Here is a 15,027-nt window from a genome sequence, read left to right on the forward strand (position 1 = left end):
AAACCCAGTCACTGGGGTCTTACCTTGGGTATCGGCAGTTTTTTTGTGTTGTTGAGGTTTATTGATGATCGGCGTGCGTTGAAAGTCTGCCCCGTAGCAAACGCCCTTAGTCTCGCCGCTCGGCTACTAACAGTAGCGACTGCGGCATCGCACTTTGCGGGTGCTGTGGCTCCTGTAGGCCGGCGAGCCGAAAGCCGGCCATGTCCAGTGCGTTGAGCCAACTGGATAAGGTTCGCAAGTACCACGGCATGGGTTGCCACTGTCCCTTGAAGCCGGTGAAAGTCTCTTCCCGCCAACCATCCTGGTAGTCGTCCGCTGCCATGACCCACGGGTGCAGCGTCTGGATCACCAGAGTACCGCCAGGGGCGAGCAGGGCGTTCATGGCTGCGAGTAAAGGGACGATGTCTTGATGCAGCAGAGCGAAGTTGGCGCAGATCACGTTGTAGTCGCTGCCGATGTCCACCTTGGCCTGCGCCAGCTCTTCGTAGCTGGCCAAATATACCCGCGAAGAACCGGCGGCCCGCGCGGACTCAACCAGCGTCGCATCGCCATCCACACCGACCGCCTCGATACCTCGTTCAGTCAGGGCACGCAACAACCAACCCTCACCGCAACCCAGGTCGAGCACACGCTCGGGTTGGCGGCCTGGCACCGCCAGTATGATGGCCTGGTTGGTGACCTTGAGACGGCTTTCGAGGGGGCCGGTGCGGATGGCTTCGATCCAGGATTGGGCGTTGTGGTGCCAGCTTTGGAGGAGGGCGGATTCGCAGGTGGGCATTTCGACTCTCCGGGTGGGTGATTAATGCAAGGATAGGACAAATGCTAATGGAGGCTTTGCCTGCCAGAGATACCGGTCAGGCACGTGGCAAGGCTCAGGACGCAGGCTGGCGGGGTTCACCGGAGGGGCGGCTGGAAGCGGCCTACGAGGCCCTGAAGGAGTCGGGCATCCTGCTGTTCGGGTCATGCCGCTGGCCAAGCGCCTGGGCTATGTTTGGCGGGCAAACCGCATCGGTGACAACAGGGCCGCAATGACTCGGTGACACAGCAAGTGTGGGAGCGAACCTGCTCGCGATAGCGTCAGCACATTTAACATCAATGCAAGCTGACCCACCGCCATCGCGATCAGGCTCGCTCCCACATTTGGGGGGGGGCTGTCTCAGGCTCTACAACTAGAACTTGAACCGCCCCACCAATCCTTTGAGCTGCCCGGAAATATCCGTCAAGCGCCCCGAGCCCGTCTGCGCCGAGTGGGCATATTCTTCCACCAGTTGTGCATCGGTATGGATTTGCGAGATGTGCCGGTTGATGTCCTCGGCCACCTGGTGCTGTTCCTCGGCCGCCGTGGCGATCTGGGTGTTCTGGTCGCGAATCGAGTCCACCGAGATACGGATCTTGTCGAAGCTGTCGCGGGCCTGCTGGATGCGTTCAACGCTGGTTTTGGAGCCCTGCAGACTGCCTTGCATCTGCAGGGTGACTTCCTGGGTCCGGCGCGCGAGGTTGCCCAGCAGGCTGTCGATCTCGCCGGTGGAGTCGGCGGTACGCCGGGCCAGGGCGCGGACTTCATCGGCCACCACGGCGAACCCACGACCTTGATCGCCGGCCCGCGCGGCCTCGATGGCGGCGTTGAGGGCCAGCAGGTTGGTCTGTTCGGCAATCGAGCGAATGGTGTCGAGGATGGTGTTGATGTTCTTGCTGTCCTGCTCCAGCGCCTGCATGGTCTGGGTCGACTTTTGCAGATCCTCGCTCAATTTCAGCACACTGCCCGTGGCTTCGCCGATGTGATGCTGGCCGTCGTGCACGTCGCGATAACCTTCGTCCGCGCTGGAGGCCGCCTGGCTGCAAGAGCGGGCGACCTCATTGGCGGTGGCGACCATTTCGTTGAACGCGGTGCTTACCAGTTCAACGGCCTGGCGTTGACGTCCGGCGGCTTCGTTCATGTTTTGCGCCACTTCGCTGGTATCGGCGGCGGCGCTTTGCAGGTCGGAGGAGGCGCTGCCGATGCGCTGCACCAGTTGGGCGATCATGCCCAGGAACTGGTTGAACCAACTGGCCAGAGTGGCGGTTTCGTCCTTGCCTTGCACCGAGAGCTTGCGGGTGAGGTCGCCTTCACCTTCGGCGATTTCCTGCAGGCCATTGGCGACACCGCGAATCGGTCGCACGATCACGCTGGCGAAACTGGCGCCGACGATGGCGAACACCACTGCCAGCGCGGCGGCGATGATGGCGATCAACCAGGTCAGGCTCGCGGCTTCGGCCATGACTTCGTCGCGTTTGATCAGACCGATGAAGCGCCAGCCCAGGCCTTTGGAACTGACGACGTTGGCCATGTAGGGCACGCCATCGATCTCGATCTGAGTCACGCCATCACCGCTTTTGGCCAGTTCGGCATAGTTGGGGCCAATTTCTGCCATGGGCTTGAAGTTGTGCTTGGCATCGCTGGGATCGACCAGGACGTTGCCATTGGCTTCGACCAGCATCAGGTAACCGCTGTCGCCCAGCTTGATGTTCTTGACCAGTTCGGTCAGTTGCTTGAGCGACACGTCCAGGCCCACCACACCCACCAGCTTGCCGGCGGCGTCGGAGACCGTATGGACGATGCCGATCAGCGACACGTCGTCCGGTGCCCAGTAATAGGCGTCTGTGCGCACGGTGGTGCCCGGCGAAGCGATGGCGGCCTTGTACCAGGGGCGTACGCGGGGGTCGTAATTGGAAATTTTGGGGTCGTCAGGCCAGCTGGCGTAACCGCCGTCGGCCAGCCCCAGAGAAAGATAGGCGGTGGTCGGGTGGCTTTTGGCGAATCTGTCGAATATGTCCAGCAGCTGTTTGTTGTTCTCAGGCAGCGGAATTTGTGCAGCGTCGGCACCGGAATAATTTTTCAGATCCTTGGCCGCGATAATCCGTGGGTCCTTGGCGAAGAACTCGACGTTCTGGCTGATGCCATCGAAGAACTGCTTCATGCCGTTGTCGATCTGGCGGATTTCACGGCCGCTGCTGTCCAGGAAGTTGGTTTGTGCGGCGTCGCGCAGGTTCAACACGACCAGCACCGCCACCAGGATAACTGGCAGGCAGGCGATGGCCGCGAACGCCCATGTCAGCTTCTGTTTGATATTCATGACTTCTCCCGCGGATATTTATAGGTGTTGAAACGGCGGAAACAGGAAACAGTAGCGGTGCGCGTTGCGAGTTTCTGGAACGGGGGAAGCGCCCATGCGTACCTACACGATATCGACCAGAATCGACGGTACTTGAGGTCGAGGAGGGGGCGATGACCCTGCGGTGTCGCGAGTCGATTGCAGCCGTCGTGGTTAATCTGGAAGATGTGCCAATTGCTCTGCTGCTTAAAGCGCGAGCGTGATGCAAGTCCTGATGCCTTCATGTATTGACGAGGCCCTATGCCAAGCGCATTCGAGAGCGTACTTAAAAACAAAAACATGGCTTACCGGCCGCTCGGATCCTCAGGTGCTGACCAGGCTCCGGTTCGTGTCGCGTTCGTATTGATGGACAACTTCTCGATGATGTCCTTTACCGGTGCGGTGGATGCGCTGGTGACGGCCAACCTGATGAGCGACAGGCCTCTGTATGAGGTGCTGACGGTTGGGGCCTCGGGGAGTCAGGTGACCAGTGACCTGGGGATCGTCATCTCTGCCGATATCGAGTTGGCGCAGTTGCCGGAAAACCAGGACGTCCTGATCGTCGCCGGTGGCTTTCGCGTGAAGTTGCAGGGCATGCCGCTGCTGCGACGCAAGCTGCGCGCCAACGCCGCGTCCGGGGCAATACTGGGCGGGTTGTGGAACGGCGTTTTTTTCGTCGCCGATGCCAGTTTGCTCGATGGTTTCGAGTGCGCGGTTCACCCGGAAAGTCGCGCCATGATGGCGGAGGTTTTTCCCCATGTGAAAGTTTCCAGCCGCGCTTATGTGGTGGACCGGCAGCGGGTCAGTTGCGCAGGTGCCAACAGCTCGCTGCGCATGATGCTTCAGTTGATCCGCCAGACGGGAGGCGAAGCGCTGGTGGGGGCGATCGAGGAGATCCTGCGGTGTGATGAGTCGGGCGACGCGTCGGATCTGCCGCCGGTCTTCGTCGAAACCGATCCGACGCTGCCAGAAAGTCTCAAGCTGGCGTTGGAGTTGATGTGGCAAAACATCGAGGAGCCGTTGACCATCGATGAGCTGGCGGCATGCGTGAAAATTTCCAAGCGGCAGTTGGAACGGCGCTTCTGCAGTTTCCTCGGCGCAACCCCGACACGTTATTACCTGGAACTGCGCCTGACCCGTGCGCGCCAACTTATCCAGCAGACCAATCGATCCGTCACAGAAATCGCCGTGGCGACGGGCTTTGTCAGCTCGCCGCACTTTCAGCGTCGTTTTCGGGATTTCTTCGGCGTTCCGCCCGGCAGTTATCGTTCAACGTTTGAGCGAAAACAGGGCGTTCGGGGATAGCAGGCTAGCGACGTTAAGATCAGATTTTATCGTCAGCTTTTACCTTGGCAGGTACTTCGTCGGCCTGTGAGGCGGTCATGCTTGTGCCGCGGCAAAGTACTTTGCGCACTTCATCGGCGATCGAGCCTGCGACGATGCGCTCCTGCATCGGGTCGAACTGAGCTTTTTCCAGCCTTTCGAGGCTGTTGTACATGCCCATGTGCCGAACATTGTGGTCAACGCAGTCGAGTGCCAGTTTTGTGTAGTTGGTGAAGTAGGGACCCGCTCTTTGGACGGTAACCTGGAGGGTCGAACCGCTCTCGGTAAACGAGACGATGGAGTATTCGGCCTTCGAATCGTCGTAGGCATATTGAATTTTTTGAACGTCTGCTGTTGCGTAGCAGGCAACGGAAAGCACAGCGAGAGACATAACCGTTTTCATACTTCTTCCATGATTAACTGAGTGAGGATAATTGATGGCCAATTGAAATCATTTCGATAGCCAGTAACGTTAAGACGATATTGTAGTTTTAATAAGGACAGTGCACCACCGGTCGGAAAGAACTGTCGCTTCGCACTATTTGTTTCACTCAGCTCATGCAGTTTAATTTTCTAAAGATGCTTTCGCTATATACCCCTGAGCAGCATGAAAGATGGCCAAATGATATGTCGCAACGCTTCGGTACTTGTTTAATCGTTATGTGGCTCATCAATGTTTTGATTAAACATTTCAAACTGAGCCTACGGCCCTATATGAATGGAGTTACTGAGGTTGGTATGGCGGAGGGCAATGAGAAGCGGCGGAAGGAGAACCTGCCCGCGATATAGGTGTTCCATTCAACAAGAATGCTGGATGGGAAACCGCTATCGCGAACAGGACCTGCCCTCATGGCATCTGCGGCAATTCCTGTGGCCGCAGATCAAACACCAGGACCTCGGCATCCTGACCGTTGCTCAACGTCAGCAGCTGTTCCTCGCGCACCCGTACACCGTCACCTTCCTGTAACGGCACCCCATTGAGCTCGACACTGCCGCGGGCTACATGCACGTAGGCATAACGATCAGGCGCCAATGTCAGGGTGGCGTTTTCCTTGCCGTCGAACAGCCCGGCATAGACCCGTGCGTCCTGGCGCACCTGGAGCGAGCCGTTGGCGCCGTCCGGGGAAATGATCAATTGCAGGCGACCCCGTTTCTGTTCGGCGCTGAAGTGCTCCTGTTGATAGCGCGGTGTGGCGCCACTGACGTTGGGCACGATCCAGATCTGCAGGAAGTGCACCAGCTCCTCGGCGCTGTGGTTGAACTCGCTATGGGCCACGCCGCTGCCGGCGCTCATCAGTTGCACATCACCGGGGCGAATGACGGAGCCGGTACCCAAGGTGTCCTTATGCTCCAGCGCGCCTTCAAGTACATAGGAAAAAATCTCCATGTCCCGATGAGGATGCTGGCCGAAGCCCTTGGCCGCTGCGACCCGGTCGTCGTTGATGACCAGCAGGTCGGAGAAGCCTTGTTCATTGACGTTGCGGTAGCTGGCAAAGGAAAAGGTATGGAACGAGGTCAGCCAACCGTGGCGGGCGATGCCGCGGTCTGAAGCTTTGCGAAGGGTCAGCATGGTAGCTCTCCTGATGTGTATGGGCGGCGGCGTTGGGCGTTCGCCAGGTTCAGAAGAAGGTTAATGGTTATTGAATTGTTCAATAAGCAGGTGGAAAACGAAATACTGTCCGTTCTAAGTGGACAATAAGCAGTGCCTACCCGCAGGCGTGTGGCTTCGACATAATGTTGGTTTTGCAGGCTACACAACCCTGTGGGAGCGAACCTGCGTGCGTAGAGCCGGTTCAGCTTGGCCCTTTGTTGGTTGCCAGTGCGCTATCGTGAGCTGGCTCGCTCCCACAAGTGGCATCTGCAGGTCCTGAATATTTTGGCGTATTTTCGATGAAAACCGTTGCAATGGTGCTGTTCCCGGATTTTTTATTGCTCGACATGGCCGGGCCTCTTGAAGTGTTTTCCATCGCCAATCGTTACCTTGAACCCGATCTTCGTTATCAATTGCTGACCCTGGGAACCGAGCGCGGCGCGTTGCGAGCGTCCAATGGCGTGGCGGTACAGGCCGATATCCACATCGACCAGGCTTGGGCGGCCTATGACGTGTTGCTGGTGCCGGGTGGCCCGGGCGCTTATAACGACCAGCATCCGGGATTGCATACCTGGTTGCGCGCGGCAGCGCCGCGGGCCACGCGCTACGGCTCCATTTGCACCGGCGTATTTGTGCTGGGAGAGGCGGGGCTGCTTGACGGCTACCGCGTCACCACCCATTGGCACTACACCGAACGCCTGATTCAGCGTTTCCCCAAGGCACGGGTGGAGACCGACAAAATCTTCCTGCAGGATCGACGCTTGTTTACCTCCGGTGGTGTGACCGCCGGCATCGACCTGGCGTTGTCCATCGTCGCTCAGGACCACGGTCGTAAAGTCGCGCTGGATGTGGCCAAGGTGTTGCTGGTGGTGATGAAGCGCCAGGGCGGCCAGGCGCAGTTCAGCCCGCTGGTGGCGGCGGTGGCGGCTCAAGAGTCTGCTATTACCCGGGTGCAGCATCATGTGATGGAGCACCTGGAGGAACCCTTCACCATCGAACGCATGGCCGCGATCGCCGCCATGAGTTCGCGCCATTTCGCCCGGATGTTCGTTCGCGAAGTGAAGATGACGCCCATGGAGTTCCTGCAAGGTGCGCGCATCGACCGCGCCCGCCAGTTGCTGGAATCCACGGATTTGCCCCTCAAGACCGTGGCGTTTCGCAGCGGCTTTGGCAGTGTGCGGCACATGCGCTCGCTGTTCAGCGAAAAGCTTGGCCTGACCCCCGTGCAATACCGCCAGCAGTTCAGTTGAGCCGTCGGTGTCCGTCCAGGGCACCGCAATGTCCGTGATGCGCCCTGTGCCAGCATTGTCCTCTGGGCGATGGCTGCCAAGATAACCGCGAACCCTCTGGAAAGGATGCGCAGGAGCCAGGGCAGACGCGTTCGGATCGCCGTAGTGTCATGCCCGCGATGGTTATCCGGCGCTGGATCGCCCATGAACAGTTTCGCCAGACCCGACACCGAGCCGGCGGTGTGCTTCGGCCCGTTTAGCTTTTATCGCCAGCAGCGACTTGTCACGCGTGACGGCGACCCCCTGGTATTGGGCGGTCGCGCCCTGGACATTCTTCAAGTGTTGCTGGAGAACGCCGGTCACTTCGTCAGCAAGCAAGCGCTTATCGCGCGCGTCTGGCCTGACAGCGTGGTGGAAGACATCAACCTGCGCGTGCACATCGCGGCGCTGCGGCGGGCTTTCGGTGACGCGGCGCAGGGGGCGCGCTACATCCTCAATCATCCCCGGCAGGGCTATTGCTTTGCCGCGCCCGTGGTCGTGGATGCTGACGTCGAGCAGCCGATCGAGCGCCACAACCTGCCCGCGCGCCTGAGCCCGGTGATCGGTCGCGACAAAGTGCTGGGCCGGTTGCTCAGCGAGGTGCCCCGTCAGCGCCTGACCACCGTGACCGGACCGGGTGGGGTCGGCAAGACCACCGTGGTGCTGCGGGTGGCCGAACTGTTGCTGGAACACTTTGACCACGGTGCCTGGTTTGTGGACCTGTCCGCCATCAGCGACCCGTCGCAGGTGACGAGGCAGGTTTCCCGCACCCTGGGCCTGGGACATGGCGCCTTGGGCCAGCAACTGAAATCCTGGCGGGTTTTGCTGGTGCTCGATGGCGGCGACCATCTGCTCGACGCCTGCCGGGACCTGGCCCGGGCGTTGGGCGCATCGGCCCCGCAGGTCTCGCTGTTGTTCAGCAGCCGCGAGCCCTTGAGTCTGACGGATGAGCGCGTCGTACAATTGCCGGGGCTGACAGTGGCCTCGCCCGGTGAGCCGGCGCACCAGATATTGGCGTGTCCGGCCGTGCAGTTGTTGATCGATCAGGTCGCTGCCCGGCAGCAGGGTTTCGAGCCCAATGACCGTGAGCTGGCGGTGATTGTCCAGATATGCCAACGCCTGGACGGGTTACCGCTGGCGCTGGAACTGGCAGCGGCCCAGGTGGGTGTGTTGGGCGTGGCGGGGGTCTTGGAACAGTTGGATTGTGGGCTGTCACTCTTGAACCATGGGCGCCGCACGGCTGTGGCGCGCCATCGAAGCCTGGAGGCCATGCTGGATTGGAGTTTCGAGCGTTTGAGTGACGATGAGCAAGCGGTGTTCCAGCGTCTGGCCGTGTTCGATGGGCCGTTTACGCTCAAGGCTGCGCTGGCCGTCATCAGTTGTGCCGAGCTGGAAGCCGGGCAATTGCCTGGTCTGCTGTCACGGCTGGCGAACCAATCGCTGGTCATGGTCGAGCAGCGCGTGGACGGGGTTCGGTTCCACTTGCTCCACACCACGCGCGCCTATGCCCTGGAAAAATTGCGGCGCAGTGGTCAGTGGGCTGTTTTCAGTCGGCGCCACGCGTTGCAAGAAGCTTGGGAGGTGCGTCGTTCAAGGCCCCAGCCGTCGGGCCAGTTTTTGCAGGAGCGCGCCAGCTTGCTGTAGGTCGGGGGTGTCGAACCCTTCGCTGAAACGACGATAGACCGGCCCGAGCAGATCCTGGGCGGCACGGTCCATGCCCCGGCGTTGCCACAGCCGGGCCAGGGACATGGCGCTGCGCAATTCCCAAGCCAAGGCATTTTGCCGCCGGGCCACCGTCAGGGCGCTCAGCAGTTGCTCTTCGGCGCAGCGCTCAAGGGTGGGGTCGTTTTGCGCCAGCAGGGCTTCGGCATCGGCCCGCAGGATCTCCGCCGAACACCAGCCTGCCGCACCGTTGCGGGCGCGCTCGACCTGTGCCTGGTTGACGCAATCGATGCGCAGGGTGACAACGATGTCCTGGATCAGTCCGGCGTGGGTCGAACTCGCTTCCAGGGTTTCGTCATCGAAAGCGCGGGCATAGTGGCTGGCCCAGTCATGGAACAACATGACCGAATGTTTTTTCGCCTGGTGCTTCAACAGTTCGAGCCTTTCCCGGGCGCGTGAATGATCGCCGTTGTAGTGCGCAATCACACAACCGCTCAGCGCCAGGGTGTAGCAGATCGAGATGCCGTGGTTGATCTGCAAGGCAATCTGCAGCGCAAGGTCGGCGGTGCGCCGGGCTTTTTCGGCAAAGCCTTGCAGCCAGAGAATGCGCGCCAGCACGGTCAGTGTCGCCACGCTCTGATCGTATTGCACGCCGAAGCCGTGGGAGAAACGGCTGAGGTGGCCGCTCTGGGCCAGGCGCTGGATCACTTGTTCGGCATCACGCCGGGCGGCCGTCTGGTCGCCGGTGAAATGCTGCGCCAGCACCCGCAGGCGTTGGGTGCTCAAGGACAGGGTCGGGTCGCCGTGCATGCCCAGTCGGTCGAAATCCAGGCTTTGCTCCAAGGCCTCTTGGTAGTTGCCGCAGCTGAGGTTGACGGTCATGAGCCCCGACACGGCTCGCAGCTCGCCAGCCAGGTCCTGGCATTGTTGCGCCAGGCCCCGGGCCGTGGTGAAGGCTTCGACAGTGGCAGGCGTGCCGCCTTGGGTATGGTAATTGAAACTGGCATGGGCCAGTTCCAGGGCCAGGGTCAGTCGTGGGCACGGCACGGGGCTTTGGCGCAATAACGCCCGCGCCTTGCTCACGTAAAGCCCGTGCTCCCTGAGCAGCGACAACTCCTGCCAGAGGGGCAGGGTGCGGGCAGTCAGGCTGATCGCTACCGCATGCGATCCCTGCGGGCCCAGCCCCCGGTCGAGCGCGGCACGGATGTCGTCGCGATAGAGGGCGTAGCGGGCGATCCACTGCCGCGTGGGGGTCGTTTCCCAGTCTTTTTCGGCATGCTCCATCAGCGTCAGGCAGCGCTCGGCGTGACGCTGGTGGCTGGCAGCCAGTTCCCCGGCTTCAGTCAGTTTTTCCAGGGCATAGCTGCGGGTCGTGTCCAGCAGGCGATAACGCACCTCTTCATCGCCGACCTCGACGTTGAGCAGCGATTTGGCGACCAGTTGGCTGACCGACATCAGCACCTGGTCCGGCGCGATATGTTGACCCACGATCACCGCTGCGGCCGACGCCAGATTGAAGCTGCCCATGAACACCGCCAGCCGTCGCAGGCAGGTTTGCTCGCAGTCGGTAAGCAGCGCAAAACTCCAGTCCAGCGTGGCCCGCAGGGTTTGCTGGCGGGGTGCGGCGACGTTGGTGTCGTTGTGGAGCAGGGCGACGCTGTCTTGCAGTTGCCGGTGAAGTGCCTCCAGTCCGAATACCCCGATCTGACCGGCGGCCAGTTCGATGGCCAGGGGGATACCGTCCAGCCGACGGCAGATGTCGACCACCAGCGGTATGTCCTGATCCGTCAGCTCGAAGCTGTCATGACTGGCCATTGCCCGTTCGGCGAACAACTGCAGCGCCGGGAACTCCAGGGCCGGATACCCCTTGATGGGCATCTCCCGGGGGGGGAACGCCAGGGAATCCAGATGCTGCACGTGCTCGCCTTCGGCCCGCAGACCTTCGCGGCTGGTGGCCAGGATGTGCAAGTGAGGCGCACCGCGCAGCAGGGTTTCACTGAGCTGGGCGATGGCATCGATCAGGTGCTCGCAGTTATCGATGACCAGCAGCAGGTGTCGCTCTTTGAGTCGCCGGGTGATGGCATCCAGCGGGTCGCCTTCATGCAGTGGCAGGTCCAGCAGCGCACACAGGTTTGGGGCAATCATGCACGGATCGTTGAGCGACGCCAGGTCCAGCAGGTAGGCACCGTCGCGGTAGTGACCGATCAACCGCTCAGCGACACGCAAGGCGACGGTGGTCTTGCCGATCCCGCCGGCCCCCACCAGGGTGATGAAACGTTTTCTCGGCAGCTGGGCCACCAGGTTTTCCACCAGGCCCTGGCGTCCGATCAGCCGGGTGCGGCGCGGCGGCAGGTTGTGGGCCAGGGAAGGGTGCGGGATGCGCGCCAGTTGCTCGACCGGCTCCAGGGACACCGGTGCGACGAAACTGTAACCGCGCTGCGCCACAGTGATGATGTAACGCTGCCCGGACTGGCCGTCTCCCAGGGCCTTGCGCAGCGCCGCCACGTGCACCCGCAGGTTGGTGTCTTCCACCACGCTCTTGGGCCAGACACGGGCCATCAGTTCGTGCTTGCTCACCACGTTTCCAGCGTGTTCGAGCAATACCAGCAGGATCTCCACTGCCCGGCGTCCCAGGCGCAACGGCTGCCCGGCCTCCAGCACCAGCCGCTGGCGAGGATGGACGCGGTAAGGGCCGAAATGCACCGTCTGTTCGACAGGCAGGTTGAGGTATTGGCTCATGTTGCTCTCAATGTTCTGGTCCCGGTGCAGGGGCTTTTCCCGAGCATATTCCTCAGGTTTTGTTTCAAGCGCAACGGTGAAGGGCCTTCTCACTGGCAAACACACAACCCTCTGGTTGCTAGAACCTGGTGGCGAGGGGATTTATCCCCGTTGGGTCGCGAAGCGGCCCCAAAAGCCCAACCCCCCATGAATCTGACACACCCAGGTGTCAGTCTCGGGACTGCTTTGCAGTCCAGCGGGGATAAATCCCCTCGCCACAAAAAAAACAGTCTTCATCGCGGCTTAACACGCCGGTTCCAAAAAAATTAACAACGTTTAACTCACGCAAATGACCCCTCTGACCGGACCATTGAGCAATCCACCCACCTCAAGGAGTCACGTCATGAGCACCTTCATCACCCGCGACGGCACCGAGATTTACTACAAGGATTGGGGCAGTGGTCAACCAGTGGTCTTCAGCCACGGCTGGCCGTTGAACTCGGACAGTTGGGAGGCGCAGATGATGTTCCTGGCGTCCAACGGTTACCGCGTGATCGCCCATGACCGCCGCGGGCACGGGCGCTCCAGCCAGCCTTGGGACGGCAACGACATGGACACCTATGCCGATGACCTGGCCGAGCTGATCGAGCGGTTGGACCTCAAGGAAGCGGTGTTGCTGGGCTTCTCCACCGGCGGTGGCGAAGTCGCCCGCTACATGGGTCGTCATGGTGCCGCCCGCGTCGCCAAACTCGGGCTGATTTCGGCGGTGACCCCGTTGATGCTCAAGACCCCGGCCAACCCGGGTGGCTTGCCCGTGCAGGTGTTCGACGGTTTCCGCCAGGCCTCCCTGGCTGACCGATCTCAGCTATACAAAGATGTGGCCAGTTCGTTCTTCGGTGCCAACCGGCCGGGCGCCAAGGTCTCCCAGGGCATGATCGACTGGTTCTGGATGCAGGGCATGCTCGCCGGTCACAAGAACACCTACGACTGCATCAAGGCGTTCTCGGAGACGGATCTGTCCGAAGATCTGCGCAATATCGATGTGCCGACCCTGGTGGTGCATGGCGATGATGATCAGGTGGTCCCCATCGAAACCGCCGGTATCGCCGCCGCCAAGTTGCTCAAGAACTCGCAGTTGCTGATCTACCCCGGCGCGCCGCATGGCCTGACCGATACCCACAAGGACCGCCTGAACGCGGACCTGCTGGCGTTTATCCAGGGTTGACCAAGCCGCAAGCCTGTGGGAGCGAGCCTGCTCGCGAAAGCGGTGGGTCAGCTGGCACTTATGTCGACTGTGTTACCACATTCGCGAGCAGGCTCGCTCCCACAGGACCGGTATTCAACAGGAACAACACCCATGAACCGCAATGATTTACGCCGCCTCGACATGAACCTGCTGGTGATCTTCGAGGCGCTGATGTTCGAGAAGAACCTGACCCGTGTCGCCGAAAAGCTGTTCATGGGCCAGCCGGCGGTAAGCGCTGCACTGGGACGGCTGCGGGATCTGTTTGACGATCCGCTGCTGATCCGCAACGGTCGCGGCATGGAGCCGACGCCGCGGGCCCTGGCGATCCTGCAGGAACTGCAGCCGGCCATGGACACGATCTCGGGCGCGGTCAGCCGGGCCAAGGCTTTCGATCCATCCACCAGTTGCGACGTATTCCGCATCGGTTTGTCCGACGATGCCGAATTCGGCCTGTTTCCACCCTTGCTCAGTCAACTGCGCGAAGAAGCACCCGGCATCATTGTGGTGGTGCGCCGGGCCAATTTTCTGCTGATGTCGTCGCTGCTGGCCAGTGGTGAAATCAGCGTCGGCGTGAGTTACACCACCGACCTGCCGGCCAATGCCAAGCGCAAGAAATTGCGCGACATTCCCTGCAAGGTGTTGCGCGGCGACCAGCGCCCTGGGCCGTTGACCCTGGACGAATACTGCGCGCGGCCCCATGCCATGGTTTCGTTTTCGGGCGACCTGAGCGGCAATATCGACCTGGACCTGGCCCGCATTGGTCGAACGCGCAAAGTGGTGTTGGCGGTGCCGCAGTTCAGCGGTCTGCGAGCCTTGCTGGCAGGCACCGAACTGATCGCCACCGTGCCTGACTACGCCGCCTGCGCGCTGGTGGAAGGCTGCGCGTTGCGCGCGGAGGATCCGCCGTTCCAGATCAATGCCGCCGAGTTGTCGATGGTTTGGAGCGGTGTGCATGACAACGATCCGGCCGAGCGCTGGCTGCGCTCGCGCATTGCCACCCACATGTCTCAATCGTTACCGGCCACCGCCTATGCGGATCTGGATGGAGTACAGCGATGAGCAATGTGCACGAACGTTCCCTGCAGGATCTGGGTTTGCTGTTTCTGCGCCTGAGCGGTGGGCTGTTTTTACTGTGGGTCCACGGGCTGCCCAAGCTGTTGCATTACAGCGTTGAGCTGACGCGCATCGAGGATCCGTTTCATCTGGGCGCCGCGCCCACCCTGATGCTGGCGATTTTCGCCGAAGTGCTTTGCCCCCTGTTGATCATGGCCGGGGTCCTCGTGCGTCTGGCGTGCGTGCCCATCCTGTTTCTGCTGGCCGTCGCACTTGTGGTGGTACACCCGCAGTGGACCCTGGAAGAAGGGCAGTTCGGCTGGCTGCTGCTGATTGTATTTACCAGCGTGTTGATTGCCGGGCCTGGGCGCCTGGCGATGAACACGCGTTTTGTTGGAGTGCTACGTCATGTCTGAACCTCAAACCGTTGAATCCACCAGCGGCCCTGCAAAACCCGGCTTCGACGAAATCGTCACCCTGGTGATCAAGCATCGGATCAAGTCCGGCCAGGACGCGGCTTATGAGGCCTGGTTGCGCCGCACCGTGCGGGTGGCTGGTCAGTGGCCTGGGCACTTGGGTGTGGATGTGGTGCGGGGCAAGCTGGGCGGGCTGTCGCTGTTTACCTGCGTGCTGCGTTTCTGCTCCACCGAGGCGATGCAACGCTGGCTGGATTCGCCCCAGCGCCGCGAGCTGGTGGAAGAAGCCGCGCCGCTGCTGGCCGATGGCGACCAGACCGAAGTCGCCCCCCACAAGGAGTTCTGGTTCGCCCCGCTGGCCGATGCCGCCATTCCTCCGCCACGCTGGAAACAGGCGGTGGTGACGCTGTTGGTCATCTTGCCCCACACCTTGCTGGTACCGCTGATCTGGGGGCCTGTGCTGCAACTTCACGCATTTCTTTCCAACTACGTAGTCGCCACATTCCTGATCACCCTGACCATCGTGCTGTCGGTGGTGTACGTGTGCATGCCGCTGGCCACCCGCCTGTTCGCGCCGTGGCTAGAAGCCTCTCAAACCCACGAACACCTGGAGCCCTAA

The 15,027-nt window shown here is 61.1% G+C and carries 12 protein-coding genes and 1 pseudogene; 7 read left to right on the forward strand and 6 right to left on the reverse strand.

Annotated elements, in window-relative coordinates:
• Positions 1 to 106: 106 nt before the first annotated feature.
• From AC3I65_RS09255 to AC3I65_RS09265, 3 genes and pseudogenes are all read right to left on the reverse strand, one after another.
• The gene (locus tag AC3I65_RS09255; protein ID WP_488523655.1) at positions 107 to 778 is read right to left on the reverse strand and encodes a class I SAM-dependent methyltransferase; all 672 of its coding nucleotides are present in this window, start codon (positions 776 to 778) and stop codon (positions 107 to 109) included.
• Positions 779 to 1,169: 391 nt separating this feature from the next.
• On the reverse strand, positions 1,170 to 2,024 hold the full coding sequence (locus tag AC3I65_RS09260; RefSeq protein ID WP_370695189.1) for a methyl-accepting chemotaxis protein: 855 nt from the start codon (positions 2,022 to 2,024) through the stop codon (positions 1,170 to 1,172).
• A 6-nt stretch (positions 2,025 to 2,030) separates the two neighbouring features.
• A pseudogene (locus AC3I65_RS09265) lies at positions 2,031 to 3,113 on the reverse strand (HAMP domain-containing protein); the annotation flags it as partial.
• A 279-nt stretch (positions 3,114 to 3,392) separates the two neighbouring features.
• Here AC3I65_RS09265 and AC3I65_RS09270 point away from each other — a divergent pair.
• On the forward strand, positions 3,393 to 4,436 hold the full coding sequence (locus AC3I65_RS09270) for a GlxA family transcriptional regulator (RefSeq protein WP_448693620.1): 1,044 nt from the start codon (positions 3,393 to 3,395) through the stop codon (positions 4,434 to 4,436).
• 19 nt (positions 4,437 to 4,455) lie between these two features.
• Here AC3I65_RS09270 and AC3I65_RS09275 read toward each other — a convergent pair whose 3' ends face one another.
• Complete coding sequence (locus AC3I65_RS09275) at positions 4,456 to 4,857, reverse strand: hypothetical protein (RefSeq protein ID WP_160892953.1); 402 nt, start codon at positions 4,855 to 4,857, stop codon at positions 4,456 to 4,458.
• Between the two features lie 444 nt (positions 4,858 to 5,301).
• On the reverse strand, positions 5,302 to 6,024 hold the full coding sequence (locus AC3I65_RS09280; protein ID WP_188251529.1) for a pirin family protein: 723 nt from the start codon (positions 6,022 to 6,024) through the stop codon (positions 5,302 to 5,304).
• Between the two features lie 320 nt (positions 6,025 to 6,344).
• Here AC3I65_RS09280 and AC3I65_RS09285 point away from each other — a divergent pair, with 320 nt between their 5' ends.
• Positions 6,345 to 7,295 (forward strand): GlxA family transcriptional regulator, encoded by a 951-nt coding sequence (locus AC3I65_RS09285; RefSeq protein ID WP_047229361.1) that lies wholly within the window; start codon positions 6,345 to 6,347, stop codon positions 7,293 to 7,295.
• A gap of 183 nt (positions 7,296 to 7,478) precedes the next feature.
• A complete protein-coding gene (locus AC3I65_RS09290; RefSeq protein ID WP_488523656.1) occupies positions 7,479 to 8,957 on the forward strand; it encodes an ATP-binding protein in 1,479 nt (492 codons plus the stop codon).
• Here the strand turns inward: AC3I65_RS09290 and AC3I65_RS09295 are convergent.
• Entirely contained in the window at positions 8,904 to 11,714 is a 2,811-nt protein-coding gene (locus tag AC3I65_RS09295; RefSeq protein WP_488523657.1) for an ATP-binding protein, read from the reverse strand. The two genes, AC3I65_RS09290 and AC3I65_RS09295, sit on opposite strands and share 54 nt — an antisense overlap.
• Before the next feature lie 382 nt (positions 11,715 to 12,096).
• On the opposite strand from AC3I65_RS09295, the gene AC3I65_RS09300 reads away from it, so the two are divergent.
• From AC3I65_RS09300 to AC3I65_RS09315, 4 genes are all read left to right on the forward strand, one after another.
• Positions 12,097 to 12,918: an alpha/beta fold hydrolase gene (locus AC3I65_RS09300; RefSeq protein ID WP_047229364.1), complete on the forward strand. Its 822-nt coding sequence runs from the start codon at positions 12,097 to 12,099 to the stop codon at positions 12,916 to 12,918.
• A 132-nt stretch (positions 12,919 to 13,050) separates the two neighbouring features.
• Positions 13,051 to 13,998, forward strand: coding sequence for a LysR family transcriptional regulator (locus AC3I65_RS09305; RefSeq protein WP_419417718.1), 948 nt, complete (start codon positions 13,051 to 13,053; stop codon positions 13,996 to 13,998).
• Entirely contained in the window at positions 13,995 to 14,408 is a 414-nt protein-coding gene (locus AC3I65_RS09310) for a DoxX family protein (RefSeq protein WP_139050656.1), read from the forward strand. Before AC3I65_RS09305 ends, AC3I65_RS09310 begins: the two co-directional genes overlap by 4 nt.
• Positions 14,401 to 15,027, forward strand: a complete 627-nt coding sequence (locus AC3I65_RS09315) for an antibiotic biosynthesis monooxygenase (RefSeq protein ID WP_047229367.1) — start codon at positions 14,401 to 14,403, stop codon at positions 15,025 to 15,027. Before AC3I65_RS09310 ends, AC3I65_RS09315 begins: the two co-directional genes overlap by 8 nt.

The sequence above is a fragment of the Pseudomonas sp. N-1-13 genome (genome assembly GCF_057787095.1).